General features: G+C 56.8%; 14 protein-coding genes and 1 pseudogene. 4 read left to right on the top strand and 11 right to left on the bottom strand.

Features of this window, described 5'->3' with window-relative positions:
- Nucleotides 1–45 precede the first annotated feature (45 nt).
- The 10 genes from cutC to AC07P6_RS26440 form a co-directional block, all read right to left on the bottom strand.
- Nucleotides 46–3,432 carry a choline trimethylamine-lyase gene (gene cutC / locus AC07P6_RS26485; RefSeq protein WP_478315052.1) on the bottom strand — a complete coding sequence of 1,129 codons (3,387 nt, stop codon included), beginning with the start codon at nt 3,430–3,432 and terminating at the stop codon, nt 46–48.
- Between the two features lie 25 nt (nt 3,433–3,457).
- Complete coding sequence (locus AC07P6_RS26480) at nt 3,458–4,612, bottom strand: 1-propanol dehydrogenase PduQ (protein WP_478315051.1); 1,155 nt, start codon at nt 4,610–4,612, stop codon at nt 3,458–3,460.
- A 15-nt stretch (nt 4,613–4,627) separates the two neighbouring features.
- Nucleotides 4,628–4,885, bottom strand: a complete 258-nt coding sequence (locus tag AC07P6_RS26475) for a EutN/CcmL family microcompartment protein (protein WP_110277403.1) — start codon at nt 4,883–4,885, stop codon at nt 4,628–4,630.
- 26 nt (nt 4,886–4,911) lie between these two features.
- Nucleotides 4,912–6,519 (bottom strand): acetaldehyde dehydrogenase (acetylating), encoded by a 1,608-nt coding sequence (locus AC07P6_RS26470; protein ID WP_478315050.1) that lies wholly within the window; start codon nt 6,517–6,519, stop codon nt 4,912–4,914.
- A 53-nt stretch (nt 6,520–6,572) separates the two neighbouring features.
- On the bottom strand, nt 6,573–6,851 hold the full coding sequence (locus tag AC07P6_RS26465) for a BMC domain-containing protein (protein ID WP_002442217.1): 279 nt from the start codon (nt 6,849–6,851) through the stop codon (nt 6,573–6,575).
- A 14-nt stretch (nt 6,852–6,865) separates the two neighbouring features.
- A complete protein-coding gene (locus AC07P6_RS26460; protein ID WP_112215164.1) occupies nt 6,866–7,150 on the bottom strand; it encodes a BMC domain-containing protein in 285 nt (94 codons plus the stop codon).
- Between the two features lie 16 nt (nt 7,151–7,166).
- Entirely contained in the window at nt 7,167–7,445 is a 279-nt protein-coding gene (locus tag AC07P6_RS26455; protein ID WP_110277400.1) for a BMC domain-containing protein, read from the bottom strand.
- A gap of 406 nt (nt 7,446–7,851) precedes the next feature.
- Entirely contained in the window at nt 7,852–8,370 is a 519-nt protein-coding gene (locus AC07P6_RS26450) for a FidL-like protein (protein WP_478315049.1), read from the bottom strand.
- Entirely contained in the window at nt 8,367–9,170 is an 804-nt protein-coding gene (locus AC07P6_RS26445; RefSeq protein ID WP_434660319.1) for a winged helix-turn-helix domain-containing protein, read from the bottom strand. The genes AC07P6_RS26450 and AC07P6_RS26445 overlap by 4 nt, the downstream gene beginning before the upstream one ends.
- Nucleotides 9,171–9,315: 145 nt before the next feature.
- Entirely contained in the window at nt 9,316–9,900 is a 585-nt protein-coding gene (locus AC07P6_RS26440) for a TetR/AcrR family transcriptional regulator (protein ID WP_434660317.1), read from the bottom strand.
- Between the two features lie 262 nt (nt 9,901–10,162).
- Here AC07P6_RS26440 and AC07P6_RS26435 point away from each other — a divergent pair, with 262 nt between their 5' ends.
- The 4 genes and pseudogenes from AC07P6_RS26435 to AC07P6_RS26420 all read left to right on the top strand — a co-directional run bounded on the left by AC07P6_RS26435 (nt 10,163) and on the right by AC07P6_RS26420 (nt 13,525).
- Nucleotides 10,163–10,822, top strand: a complete 660-nt coding sequence (locus AC07P6_RS26435) for a vWA domain-containing protein (protein ID WP_112215159.1) — start codon at nt 10,163–10,165, stop codon at nt 10,820–10,822.
- Nucleotides 10,819–11,580 carry a PP2C family serine/threonine-protein phosphatase gene (locus tag AC07P6_RS26430; RefSeq protein WP_478315048.1) on the top strand — a complete coding sequence of 254 codons (762 nt, stop codon included), beginning with the start codon at nt 10,819–10,821 and terminating at the stop codon, nt 11,578–11,580. The genes AC07P6_RS26435 and AC07P6_RS26430 overlap by 4 nt, the downstream gene beginning before the upstream one ends.
- Nucleotides 11,577–12,729, top strand: a pseudogene (locus AC07P6_RS26425) (helix-hairpin-helix domain-containing protein); the annotation flags it as partial. The gene AC07P6_RS26430 and the pseudogene AC07P6_RS26425, both read left to right, overlap by 4 nt.
- A gap of 619 nt (nt 12,730–13,348) precedes the next feature.
- A complete protein-coding gene (locus tag AC07P6_RS26420) occupies nt 13,349–13,525 on the top strand; it encodes a hypothetical protein (protein ID WP_478315047.1) in 177 nt (58 codons plus the stop codon).
- Between the two features lie 61 nt (nt 13,526–13,586).
- Here the strand turns inward: AC07P6_RS26420 and AC07P6_RS26415 are convergent, their stop codons facing one another.
- Entirely contained in the window at nt 13,587–14,369 is a 783-nt protein-coding gene (locus tag AC07P6_RS26415) for an NAD(P)H-dependent oxidoreductase (protein WP_478315046.1), read from the bottom strand.
- Nucleotides 14,370–14,407: the final 38 nt, after the last annotated feature.

Below are 14,407 nucleotides of genomic sequence, written 5' to 3'. Positions count from 1 at the left end.
AAATACGATCGGGACATCCGTGTCCAAAAACGTCCGTGTTTTTTATCAGAACTTCTCAATTACCGTACGGCTGATAATCTCGTCCTGAACTTCTTTGCACAGCTCGACGAAGTAGGCGCTATAGCCCGCTACGCGGACGATCAGGTCGCGGTATTTTTCCGGCTCCTGCTGCGCTTTTTTCAGCACTTCGTTATCGACATAGCTGAACTGCATCTGGCCGTTGCCAAGAATCGACGCGGTGCGCAGCAGCGTAATCAGGCCGTGGCGTCCTTCCGGGGTATCCAGCAGCCCTTTGAGGAACTTGAAGTTGTGCACCATGCCGATGTTCATGGTCTCCACGTTCATTTTGCTTACTGACTTAATGACCGCCGTCGGGCCTTGCTTATCCGCGCCCTGAGTTGGGCTGATACCATCGGAGAGCGGCATCCACGCCAGGCGACCGTTCGGTGTCGCGTTGGTCAGCTCGCCAATTGGCGTATTGTTAGAGATAGACAACGTGCCGTGGCTCAGGGTCGAGTAGAGCATCTGGTACTTGCGGCACTCGCGCTCGGTCCACTCGGTGATGTCCAGCGCGTACTGGTCAACGTAGTTATCATCGTTGCCATATTTCGGCGCGTTCAGGCAGTCGCGGCGCAAGTCTTCATAGCCTTCAAAGTTCGCCAGCATCGCGTCGCGCATCTGCTCAAGGGTGTATTTTTTATCTTCATACACCAGCTTGCGGATCGCGGCGAGGGAGTCGACGTAGGTCGCCAGACCGGAGAAGATCAGCCCCGGACCGTGGTTGACCATCGCGCCACCGGCGGCGACGTCTTTACCTTGCTCCATGCAACCTTCCACCAGCAGCGACATCAGCGGCTTCGGTGCCACGTCGCGGTGTACGCGTTGGCTGATAACCGTACCGATAGCCGACAGGCGCACGATGTGGGCAATCTGCTTTTTCACCGCCGCGTCGAATTCCTCGAAGGTGTGCAGGTCGCGCAGGTCGCCGGTATCCAGCCCCTGATAGCTGTCAAACAGCACCATCCGGCCACGGTTCAGGACGAACTCAATGGCGATTGGCCACTGGGTATAGCCGGTGGAGGTCCACTGATAGATACGGCCGGATTTCTGCGGTTCCACGCAGCCCATCAGGCAGTAGTCGCGGGCATCTTCGAAATCGAAGCCTTTTCGCAGCATCATCTTGATATGCGAGTCGTCGAAGTGGCAGGCCGGGAAGCCCATCCCCGCTTTCACCACATCGACGATTTTTTCCATGTACTTCTGCGGCGACTGGTTGTGAATACGGCAGGCCAGCGATGGCTGGTAAACCTTCACAAAGCGCACGGCGTCCATAATCAGATAGGTCAGATCGTTACAGGCATCGCCGCCGGAACGCTTCTGACCGCCGACGGTCAGGTTGATAAATGGCTGATAACCGGCGAAGTATTTCGCGCCCAGCTCGCTGGACATCCACATCAGCTCGGCGCACTTGATGATAAACGCCTGCATCATCTCCAGCGCGCTATCGTGAGTCAGGCGGCCTTCGCGGATATCGGCTTCGAACATCGGATAGCAGTACTGGTCGACGCGGCCCAGCGACAGGCCGGTCTGGTTCTCTTCGATTTCAAACAGTGATTCCACGGTCCAGATACTTTGCAGCGCTTCCTGCAAAGTTTTCGGCGGGTTAGCCGGGACGTTCTGGTTCACTTCAGCAATGGTCAGCAGTTCGGCGCGACGCTGGGCATTCTGCTCGATAGCTGCCAGTTCGCGGGCGCGCGCGGCGATGCGGTGAGAATAGTTAATGACCCCTTCGCAGGTTTCAATCGCCGCCTTGTAGTAGTAAATGCGGTCGATATCTTCCGGGTTTTCCATGCTCAGGCTGGCGAGATGCGCCTCGGCATCGGCTTTAATGCCGTTCATCCCTTTGGTGAACAGCAGCACGTCGTAGCCTGGGCAGGTGTCGCCGCCGCCGTTGATCTGATGATAGGAGAGGTCGCTGACGAAGGTTTCGCCGCTGAATGCCCATACGCCTGCTTCGCGGTACTGGGCTTCGCAGATTTCGTCCAGCGAGCGGCCTTCCCAGAACGGCACGATCTCTTCGCGGATGGTCTTTTTGTCTGCTTCGCTGATCTCAAACGGATCCTGCGGACGGGTGCTCATGGTGTCGAGCTCGTCGCGAACCCAGCGCCAGGCGATATCCGGCGAGAACGCGCCCGCACGCGGCTTGCCGCATGGGTGGCCGACGATCAGCTCGTCGTCCTGAATCAGAATCGGCGCGGTTTCACAGGCGTGGCGGAAGGCTTTGGCGCGCAGCAGAATGGTCGGCATCCCTGGGTTGGCTTTCACCACTTCGGTAAAGGCCAGCGCGCGGTAGATGGAGACGCTTGGGCGTACGGTCAGGTAGTGGTTGCGCAGGCGCTGCATACGCGGGGTTAAACCTTCAGCCGTCGACGCTTCGCTACAGGCGGCGAACGGTGCGGCGGAAACGAGCTTCGCGCCGTTGAACAGACGTACCGGCAGATGCAGTGCGCTGAGGTTTTGCTGGGCGCTGAGGAACATGTCGGAGAGTTCGTTGATGCGCGCATTCTCAAGGCTTGCGCCGTGCAGCATGGCATCGAACATCGGGTAGCCGTCGATAGCGCAGGCGGCGCGCACTTCACTCAGTTCAGCCAATTTGAACCACAAAGACTCGACGATTTCATACGCCTGCTGCTGAGACAGCGCACCGCTGTTGATATCGTGTTGGTAGTAAGGCAGCAGGGCTTTGTCGGCCCCTTCCGGGTTGACCGCGTAGCTGCCGTTGTCCAACTGGAGCGCCAGCTGGAACAGGTAGAATGCCTGGCAGGCTTCTTTGAAACTGCGCGCCGGGTGAGCCGGAACGTGGTGCAAAATGGCGGCGCTCTCTAATAACTCCGCCTTGCGGTAAGCGTTGGTTTCGCCAGCAGCGAGCGTTTCGGCACTGTTAGCCAGGTTTTGCGCCAGCGCCATCAGCGCGTCGCAGGCGTAAATCGCTGCACGACATCCGTTAACTTCGTCCATGCCGCTGCGGCTGACGGCGCTGCCCAGCGCGCGGGTTTTCTCTTCCAGTTGGTGTTTAATCGCCAGCACGCCTTTCTCTACCACCAGCTTGTAGTCCGGCGAATCGAGGTCGCTGTTCAGGTTGAGGAACTGGAAAGCAGAAGGGCGCTGGGCGGCGCTTTCGTCGTGGAAAATCGCCCCGTGTGGCTTACGGGTCTGGTTGCCGACGATCAGTTCGTCGGCGCTGATGCACAGTGGTAATTGGCGCATCAGCTCATAGAAACGGCGCGCCGGTTTGACGGCGGCGGGAATGCCCGCGATATCGCCATCAAGGGCGCTCAGCGTGGTGGCATGTTCGGTGCACAGGGTGCTTTTTTGTGAGAGTAAACGTTCTGCCAACACTTTGACGCGCGGCGTTAAGCTGTAGTGTGCCATGGGTAAGGTTCTCCAAATCTTGTTATCAGTGGCCCTGAACGGCGTTGCCGGTCCACGCCCGGCGATAGAGTTCGGTAAGTGCGTGAGCGTCCGGCGCGCGTGGGTTCGTCGGCGTACAGCTGTCGCGCAGCGCCTGGCCGACCATCTCTGCCAGACGACGGTCAAAATCAGCCGCATCAACACCGGTATCACCAATGCCGACCGGCATGGTCATTTCGTCTTTTAGCGCCTGAATGGCGACCAGCAGGCTGGCGACGCCCTGGCGGGTCGTGGCCGCAGGCAGGTCCAGCAGATGGGCTAGTCGGGCGTATTTACGGGCGGCATCGGTATCGCACAGCCCGTGATAATCCGCATTCCAGGCCACCACTTCCGCCATCAGTAACGCGTTGGCACGACCATGGGGGACGCGGAAAACGCCGCCGAGTGCGTGGGCCAGGCTGTGGGTGATACCGAGTGATGCGTTGGTGAAGGCCATGCCTGCCATGCAGGAGGCGTTGTGCATTTTTTCTCGTGCCAGCAGATCGTGACCGTTGCGCCAACAGGTCGGCAGGTAGCGAAACACCTGCTGCACCACTTTCTCTGCCAGCGCATCGGAAAAGTCGCTGGCGGCGCGGGAGACATAGGCCTCCAGCGCATGGCACAGCACGTCCATTCCGGTATCGGCGGTGATTGCCGGCGGCACCGAGGCCACCAGCGCCGGGTCGAGAATAGCGATATCCGGCAGCAACGACGGGTCCACCAGCACCAGCTTCTCGGCGTGGGCCTTCACTACCGAAAAGGCGGTGACTTCCGAGCCGGTGCCGCTGGTGGTGGGGATCGCCACGAAGCAAGGCGGCTCGCGGTGAGCGTCCGGACGGGTTTGCGCCAGGGCGAAAATAACCGCTTTGGCTGCATCAATCACCGAACCGCCGCCCAGCGCGATAACCAGATCCGGATAGCTGTTATCCATCCGTTTCATCCCGCGCACCACGGTGGCGATATCCGGGTCGGCGACCACGTCATCCCAGACCTGGAAGGCGATGCCGCGCGAGCGCAAGATCTGCGTGACGCGATCAGCGAGGCCAAATTTGACCATCGCCTGGTCGGTGACCAGCAGCACGTTGCGGGCGGGCAGCTCGTTCAGGATAGAAAGCGCGTCCTGACCAAAGCGGATCCGGGGTTTCAGCAAAAATTCACTCATTGGGTTATTGACTCCTTAAGCGTCCCGAAACACGTTCTCGACAATGGCGACCACCGACATGGCCTTGTAGCGGTCTTTATTGAGCGCCAGATACTCTTCCGCCAGCACGATGTCGTGCATACCGGCACCGACGCTATCCACGGCAACCCAGGTCTGGTCTTTCATCGGCTGCTGGTCATCATCTAATTTGCTGATCAGCAGCAGGTTGCTTCCGCGTAGCTCATCGCACTTCTGCGTGGCGACGACATGTCCAACTACCTTTGCGAGAATCATTGTTTTTATCGCCTTATATCAATGTGTTACTTACCGAGGCGCTCCAGCACCTGGCGAATGACTCGCTCCACGTTTTGCTCGTTGATCTCGCTGTCTGCGCCAGCGGTCGCTGCGGTAGCAAAACGGTCATCCGCGCTGCTGGTGGCGTGAGCCACTGGCGCTGCTGCTGCCGGGGAGTTAAAGCGATCGTCGTCAAAGATGCTGCGGTTCGGGTTATCTGCCGGACTGACGATGGTGGGCTGCGGTTCCGGGCGGCTGCTCGGGGCGCGCAGTTCATCAATGGAGCGCACGCCGTAGCCCACTTTGCGAATATTGAGCAGATTCATCGGCCCGACGTTATCGGAGCTGGAACCGCCGCCTACCGCGCCGCAGCCCAGAGTCAGGGCCGGAGTAATATTGGTGGTCGCGCCGATACCGCCGAGGGCCGCCGGAGTGTTGATCAGGATGCGGTTAACCGGTTTTTCGAGGCAGAACTGGCGGATAACGTCCTGGTTGCGGGTGTGGATCACCAGCGTGTGGCCGAGGCCTTCGTTGGTCAGCAATTCCACCACGCGGTGACAGGCCGCTTTCCAGTCTTCTTCCACGTACAGGCCGAGGACCGGGCACAGTTTTTCGCGCGAATAGGGGTTGGAGTGCGATACCGTGGTCTGCTCGGCAATCAGCACGCGGGTGCTGGCCGGAACGCAGAATCCGGCCATCTGGCTCAGATACAGCGCGGTTTTACCGACTGTTTTCGGGTTGATCGCGCCGTTCGGACGCAGCAGCAGGGCCGCCATTTTTGCCGCTTCGCTTTCGTTCATAAAGTACGCGCCCTGGGCTTCCAGCTCGCGGTGAACGTCGTCGTAAATGCAGCGTTCGACGATGATTGACTGCTCGGAGGCGCAGATCACGCCGTTATCGAAGGTTTTGCTGGTGATGATATCTTTCACCGCATGGTGAATATCGGCGCTGCGCTCGATAAATGCAGGGCCGTTACCCGGACCGCCGCTGATGGTCGGCGTGCCGGAGGCGTAGGCTGCGCGCACCATGCCTTCACCACCGGTGGCCAGAATTAGCGACACGTCTTTGCTGTGCATCAGTTCTGAAGTGGCTTCGAGGGTCAGCTGACTAATTGCGTCGACGCTGCCTGCCGGAGCGCCCGCCGCTTCGGCTGCGCGTTTAACGATTTCAATCGCTTTCCAGCTGCACTGGCGTGCGCCCGGATGCGGGGAGAAGATAATGGCGTTACCAGCTTTCAGGGCGATCAGCGTTTTGTAGATAACAGTGGATGTCGGGTTGGTGGACGGCACCAGTGCACAAATCACCCCCAGCGGCACGCCCACGTCCATCACCTTTTGCACCTGATCGTCATGAATGATGCCGACGGTCTTCATATCTTTGATGGCGTCGTAAACGCGCAGCGAGGCGAAACGGTTCTTCAGCACTTTGTCCTGCCAGTTGCCAAAACCGGTCTCTTCCGCGGCCATTTTCGCCAGCGCTTCGGCATGATGCGCCGCTTCCTGGGCCACGTTCTTCACGATGGCGTCGATTTTCTGCTGCGAAAAGGTGGCCAGAATCGCCTGCGCCTTTTTGGCATTGCGCACCAGCTCCCGGGCGTTTTGCCGGGACTGCAAATCGTTATCCAGTTCAATCATGAGTCTATCCTTCATCAGACTAAAAGAGTGGAGACGGGGCGCGCCCTGTCAGGTCATGCTTTGTGCTGCGCCGCGATTTTTTCGATATCGTTATGCGGACGCGCGATGACGCGAGAGGTGACGACTTCGCCAATGCGTTTTGCCGCTTCCACGCCGGAGTCCACGGCGGCATTCACCGCACCGACATCGCCTTTCACCATCGCAGTGACCAGGCCTGAGCCGACGTTTTCATAGCCAATCAGCTCGACGTTGGCGGCTTTGCACATCGCATCTGCCGCTTCGATACAGGCCACCAGACCTTTGGTTTCGATAAGCCCTAGTGCTTCTTTCATCAGGTTTTCTCCGGTTATTCGGCCATTTTGTAATGCGAGACGATTTTGTTGATGTCGTTATGTGGGCGGGCGATAACCAGTGAGGTCACCACTTCGCCGATGCGCTGCGCTGATTCCACGCCGGAATCAACCGCCGCCTTCACCGCGCCGACGTCGCCTTTCACCATCGCGGTGACGAGGCCGGAGCCGACGTTTTCATAACCAATCAGCTCAACGTTGGCGGCTTTGCACATCGCATCTGCCGCTTCAATGCAGGCCACCAGACCTTTGGTTTCAATCAAACCTAATGCATCACCCATTTGCGTTCTCCTGGCCTTAAGCCCTGTGTTTAATGACAATTTTGTTGATGTCGTTATGTGGACGCGCAATCACCAGCGACGTCACCACTTCCCCTATGCGCTGCGCGGATTCCACACCGGAATCTATTGCTGCTTTCACCGCGCCGACGTCGCCCTTCACCATCACGGTGACCAGACCGGAGCCGATGTTTTCATAGCTAATCAGCTCGACGTTGGCGGATTTGCACATGGCATCCGCTGCGGCAATACAGGCCACCAGACCTTTGGTTTCGATAAGCCCTAATGCATCACCCATGTTTTCTCCTCCAGAACAGGTTTTGTGATTCGGGAAAACCGTCCGCGTAACGGCGTCAGGACGCGGAAGCGGTGTTCGGGGTTCACTATAGGGCGTGGGCGGTGAAGTGAAATTTAAATCCGTGAGGCGGGTATTTTTAGTTTTTTACTCTGTGATTTAGGTTGTATGAGGTTGGTATTTATCTGTTTGTGCTGCAGTTGAGGGGAAGATTTGGCGACGGTTATGGCGTTTTTTTCACCATTTAGTCGGAAGCCGATAGATGTTAACAGGTTGCTAATTTATTGCAGGAGAGGGGTAATTTAACCCTTCGTGAAGTGCGGGAAAGATCGTGTTTTGGCGGTGAGGCTAAATGCAAAAAGTGCGGTTTTACGAAGTGAACAGCGGTGCAAGAAAAGAGGGTGTGAGCTTAGTCAAGTTTACTGCCGGACTTCAGCGTACAGACGTAGAGCGGCGAGTTAATGGAGCTGAGCAGAATCGCTTTCTCATTGAGCTTCTGGGCGTTGAGGAACAGGCCGTCGTGGCTGTCCGACATCTCACGCATAAAGTAGTCGAAGATAACGTCCGGTGACTCATCGATGGATGAGGCGCTGGATTCCCACTTGCTGATGCGGTAGTGGCGCTCGGTGGTGGAGATGCGCTTGCTGGAGTAGCTGAATTTGACGTAGCGTTGCAGATAAAGCCAACCGGCGGCGGAGTCGGTATAGCCTTCAACCACCATCGAGCCTTTACCGTTGGCGGCAAAATTGAAATGGATATTGCCGTTCACGTTCTCTTTTTCCATGTTTTCAAAGCGCATAATCGCCTTCGTGGAACAGCTCATGATCCCGCCATTGTCTACGGGCAGCAGCTTCCAGGCACAGAACCCAGTGGCGGCAATAAACACCAGGCTGGAAAGAGCGAAAAAAGGGCGAGGGGCGAGTCTCATTGCGGCTTCCATGAATAGTAAAAATAGTTATCGCAGTAGCTGAACGGGTTATCTTCATGCATCGCGCAGTGGGCGAGGAATACGCGACCCAGGCCGTTGGTTTCCAGCCGGTCGCCATAGAAGAAGACGAAGCGTTCGCCGGGTTTGCACTCCAGCTTCAGGCGCTGGCGTACGGCATCAAAATTCTTGCCATAGGCGGTTCCGGCAACGGAGCGCAGCATCTCATCGCTGGCCAGCAGCTCGCACTGGCTGTGGCTCATTTGCGTTAGCATGATGGGGCGCGACTCGCTGGTGCCAAGAAAGCTACACACCACCAGCAGCAGGGCGATGGTCAGCAGGCAGCCTCCGGCGAGATACCAGCAGGTGCCGCGCGCGTGCCGCGTGGAAACAGGCTTTTGTTCTGGCGGCGCGGCGGTTTGGTCTGGCTCAGGATCGATAGCGGGCTGCGGCGGTGCTGGTTCAGGGATAGCGTCCAGCATCTCGATGGTGAGATCCGGATTGAGCTGCAGCAGGCCGCGCGACACGGTGACAATAATGTTATCGATATCGTAGTGGCGAAAGGTTTTGCGCAGCATGCTCAGATACTGATTGAGATTGCTGTTCGACGAAGTTAACCCGTTATCATCCCAGACCTTTTTAAGCACCTCATCACGGCTAACCACGGCGGTATGGCGCAGGAAAAACCACAGCAGCGCGTTGGCGGTAATTGACAGCTGGCTGTCCGCCTCATCGCTTCCCGGTAGAGTTAGTGTGCCGTCCGTTGCATCATAAATAAGACGGCCATGGATGTTATAACGCATCGCGGCCTCAATCTATCACGTCATACTTCACGTTGCAGGTGCGTTGGCTGCGCTCGCTCACCTTGGTCACATAGTTATCTATGCTCCCAGGGATTCGCTCCCTTGCCGCCTTCCTGCAACGCGAATTATTTAGTGTATATATGCTTCACGCAGGAAGCGTCATCTTCGTCAGATCGCTGACCAGCGACTGCCGGTGCCCGGCGCTCATCGTGCGCCCCTCAGTTAACTCCGATAGCCAGATGCCGTCCGCCGCATAGCGCACCAGTGTGCCGGTATGGCTATTGTCCAGCTCATCGCCCTTCGCCAGATGGTCAAGCATCCAGTCGCGCCAGCATTTTCGCAGTACCGGCTCATCCGGCATGGCCAGCGACAGCACCATTAACTGGCGGCTCTCTTGGGTGTCCGTCAGCTCAGGGGCTGACAGATAGCGCAAATACGCACGGGTAAAGCGGCCATAAGAGATATTATCCGCAGCCATCAGCTCGGCGATCGCCTCTTCCATAATCGCCAGCAGACGAGCAAATAGGGCAAAAATCAGCGCCTGTTTGTTGGGGAAATGGTGCAGTAGACCGCCTTTACTCACTCCCGCCTCGCGCGCAACGGCGTTCAGCGAGAGAGCGGCGATGCCGTCCCGACCGGCAATGGTGGCCGCTGATTCCAGCAACTGCTTGTATAAACGGACGGGGTCTTTCTTTCGATGTTGGGCTTCTGTATTCATGGCCCGAATCATACCGACCAGACGGTATGATTATTCTTGATCGCTATCAATATGCGAAGAGGCGCACCGGGACGGGATTCGGTTATTGCGTGGAGGCTCACAATTCACCTTATTAATTGTGGTGGTATTCTTCGCCGCCTGCTCTGCGCTAACCCATTTATTATTTACTGTTTTTTTAATTTCCCAGGTTATTATCACCTCTGCCAACGTTAGGTATGGGATGGATTATCCACCTCGTTGTGATGACACCACTCAAATAAAGAAAGGAATTCTCATGAGCGAACAAATTACCTTTGGTACCAGTGATTTTGCCAGTAATCCAGAGCCACGCTGCCCTTGCGTACTGCTGCTGGATGTCTCAGGGTCGATGATCGGCCGCCCTATCAATGAACTCAATGCCGGTCTGATGACCTTTCGCGATGAACTGCTTTCAGATGCGCTGGCGATGAAGCGTGTGGATTTAAGCATCGTGACGTTTGGCCCGGTAAAAGTGGAACAACCGTTCACTAGCGCGGAAAGCTTCTTCCCGCCGATTCTCTACGCGCAGGGAGATACGCCAATGGGGGCGGCTATCACTCAGGCGCTCAACATGGTTGAAGAGCGCAAGCGCGAATATCGTGCCAACGGTATTTCATATTATCGCCCGTGGGTCTTTCTGATCACCGACGGCGGGCCGACGGATAGCTGGCAGTCGGCGGCGGCTATGGTCAGTGAAGGCGAAGCCGCCAAAAAGTTCGCCTTTTTCTCCATTGGCGTACAAAGCGCGGATATGAACACGCTGGCGAAAATTAGCGTACGGCAGCCGCTATCGTTACAGGGACTGCAGTTCCGTGAACTGTTTAGCTGGCTTTCCAGCTCGCTGCGTTCCGTTTCCCGATCGACGCCGGGCACTGAAGTCGCCCTCGAATCACCAAAGGGCTGGGCGTCGGTGTGAGCTGGCGTCTGGTTTATGGTTCCGAGGTTGGTACGTCTCATCTCAGCACCCAAACCCCTTGCCAGGACTGCAGCCAGGCAAGGGTTGATATGCTCAACGATGGGCAGCCGCTGCTTTCACTGTTTGTCTCCGACGGCGCAGGTAGCGCGCAGCGGGGCGGTGAAGGGGCGGAACAGGCCGTTGAAGCTGCATCGGCCTGGCTGTCTGACAGAGTACGCCAGGGCGCGTTTGAGCTTAATGAAGCGTTAGCAGTTGATATCGTACTGGTCATAAAGGAACGAATTCTGGCGGTGGCCGCAGCCCACTCACTGATAGCGCGCGATTATGCCTGCACCTTTTTGGGCGTACTCTCTATGGAAAACGCGACGCTTATCATGCAGATTGGCGACGGCGGCGTAGCCGTGGATTGCGGCGAAGGGCTGGAGGTTCCGCTGGTACCGATGACCGGCGAGTATGCCAATATGACCTGGTTTGTGACGGATGAAGACGCGGTGAACGTACTGGAGACGCATTTCATGCCAGCGCGGGCGCTGAAGGTCGCGGCGTTTACCGACGGTATCCAGCGGCTGGCGCTTAATCTTACGGACAATACTCCTCATGAGCCTTTTTTTACGCCATTTTTCAACGTGATGGCCAGCGTTTCACCGCAGCAAGCGGCAATGTTACCGGACCTGTTGGTCGAATTTTTGGGCAGCCCGTCGGTTAATGAACGCACGGATGATGATAAAACGCTGGCGCTGGCGTTGTGGGTGCCATGAAAGGACACTTATATACATCCACCGGCGATGCGGTGACGCTGGGGAGGGAGTTAGGCAAGGGTGGTGAAGGCTCGGTATTTGAGGTTAAGGATTTTCGCGACAGCGTTGCCAAGATTTATCACACGCCGCCGGATAACCTGAAGCAGGCTAAGCTGAGCTTTATGGCGGCAACAGCAGACGAGCAGCTATTTAGTTATATTGCCTGGCCGCAGACGACCTTGCACGCCGGGCACGGAGGTAAGGTGGTGGGCTTCCTGATGCCTAAAGTCACAGGAAAAGAGCCGATCCATATGGTCTATAGCCCCGCGCATCGGCGGCAGCATTACCCTGATTCAGCATGGGATTTTTTGCTGTATGTTGCTCGCAATATCGCCGCCTCTTTCGAAACTGTCCACGCGCACGGGCATATTGTCGGTGATGTGAATCAGAACAGCTTTATGGTGGGGAAAGACAGCAAGGTTGTCCTGATAGACAGTGATTCGTTCCAGATTGATGAACGGGGCACGCTGCACCTTTGTGAGGTCGGCGTGGCGCATTTTACCCCGCCAGAGCTGCAATCATTACCTTCCTTCTCCGGTTTTAGCCGTACGCCAAATCATGATAACTTCGGTCTGGCGCTGCTTATTTTTCATGTTTTGTTTGGCGGTCGACACCCTTATTCCGGTATTCCATTGTTAAAAGAGGCGGGTAATGCGCTGGAATCGGATATCGCGCATTTTCGTTACGCTTACGCCAAAGATAACCAGCAGCGAGGCTTTCGGCCGCCTCCGCGCTCGATTCCCATATCGATACTTCCCCATTCGCTGGCCGCTATGTTTCATCTGGCGTTCACCGAACAAGGGGTTGAAAAAGGGCGTCCAACGGCGCAGCAGTGGGTTAGCGCGCTGGATGAGCTGCGCCAGCAATTAAGAAAATGCGCCGCGTCCGCAATGCATGTTTTCCCCCGCCATTTAACCCACTGCCCCTGGTGCGAGCTTGAAGATCAGGGAATAAGCTATTTTATCGATTTGAATGTTACCGTTAGAACGTCAGCGGGTAATTTTGTTATGGCCAGGGTGATGGGCGCGATCGCAGCAGCATCGCCGCCGCGGCCGTTGAATCTTCCCTCCGCTTTACATTATCAGGTCACGCCTCGCCCGTTACCGCAGAATATCCCAGGGAAAAAAGCGGTTACCGTCGCTCAATTCGTGGTGGCGTTTATTGCCATCGTGATAATGGTTGTGACGATGAAAGTTTTCTATATGTCGCAGGGATGGCTCTGGTCGCTGACTGGCGGCGCTCTGGCGGTCTGGGGGGTAAAACATATCGGTGAGCTGATGCGCAAAGAGGAAGTACGGCAGCGCCGTACGGCGATGGATCTTGCTGAAAATGAGTATCGGCAGCTCGTCAATCAGGCGCAGCACTCTTGCGGGCCCGAAGGTTTTATGGCCAAACGCGCGGCGCTGATGCTGCGCAAAGAAGAACTTGATGGTCTGCCGGCAGCGGAAAAGGCAGAGCTTGACGATCTGCAAAAAACGGCGCGGGAACGCCAACGGAATAAATTTCTCGCAACATGCCTGATTGCCTCTGCGTCGATCCACGGCGTCGGCCCTACACGCAAGGCGGCGCTGCTTTCGTCCGGTATTAAAACTGCGGCAGATGTCAGCAAACGAAAGTTAATAACAGTTAAAGGTTTTGGAAATCATCTGGCCCAGGCGGTTCTGGAGTGGAAGGCCAGTTGCGAACGGCGCTTTTTCTTCAACGCGGCCGAAGCGGTACCCGCCGTGCGGTGAAGGCGAAGTTCGCCGCACGGCGGGTGGCGCTGGAGGCTGTCTTAACTCAAGGTGCGTTAGAGCTGCAGCGTTTTAGCCTGGAGTCTGAGCGGCAGATGTCGATGCTGCGCGAGCCTTTGCAAGAGGCCGCGAAAAAGCTGGCGCAGGCGCAGGCCGATTTTAGCTTATGCTAACTTCCCACCTCGTGAGTTGGCCTGCGGGGGTTAGCGCAGGCCGAATTATTTCGCGTATAGATCAATTATGGTGTAGATGAACCCCTAAGCCGCTTTCACCCGGAGCTAGCTCCGGGCGCAGAGCCAAAGAGGGGATCAGATAGTCGCCGTGGTTTTGACGGCGAAAGGGAATTGGCGCGGTTTCGGTGAGTGTATCCAGCCGCTGAGCCAGTTCGTCGCGCAGCGTATTAAAGCGATGTTCATCGAGTTTGTCGGTACGGTAAAACACCAGCGGCGGCAGCACTTCAAAGCCTGGGTAGAACAGCATCCCGTGCTGAATGGGGAACAGAATATCGTCGATAGGACCGTTAATCCCGCGCGGTGCGTAGTGTTCCGCCCATCCCCCGGCTGTGACGATCAGCATCGCCCGTTTGCCCGCAAACGTTCCTTCGCCGTAGCGATCGCCCCAGTGTTTGTCGCTATGTTCGCCGACGCCGTAAGCAAACCCGTAAGCGTAAACCCGGTCAATCCAGCCTTTCATAATGGCGGGCATGGAAAACCACCACAGTGGGAACTGAAAAATCACCGTATCGGCCCACAGCAGCTTCTCCTGTTCGCCAGTGATATCCGCGCTTTGCGTGCCGTGGGCAAAGGCATATTGTGAATCCCGCGTTGCTCGCCAGGCATCTCCGACCGGCAAAGCGCTGCTGTCATCGGCATCAAATCCCGCCTTCCAGCGCGTGGCGTAAAGATCGGAAACCTGTACTTCGTGACCGGCATTTTGCAGATGCTGGACGGCAAAATCTTTCAGCGCGCCGTTAAGCGAACGCGGTTCGGGATGGGCATAAATCAGTAACACTTTCATGGAAATAACCTCTGAGCAATGGAGAGCTGCAGAGTAGA

The sequence above is a fragment of the Klebsiella sp. GFKo11 genome (assembly GCF_056490265.1).
The sequence above is the reverse complement of the archived record's forward strand: the minus strand, read 5'-3'. Positions and strand labels throughout refer to the sequence as shown.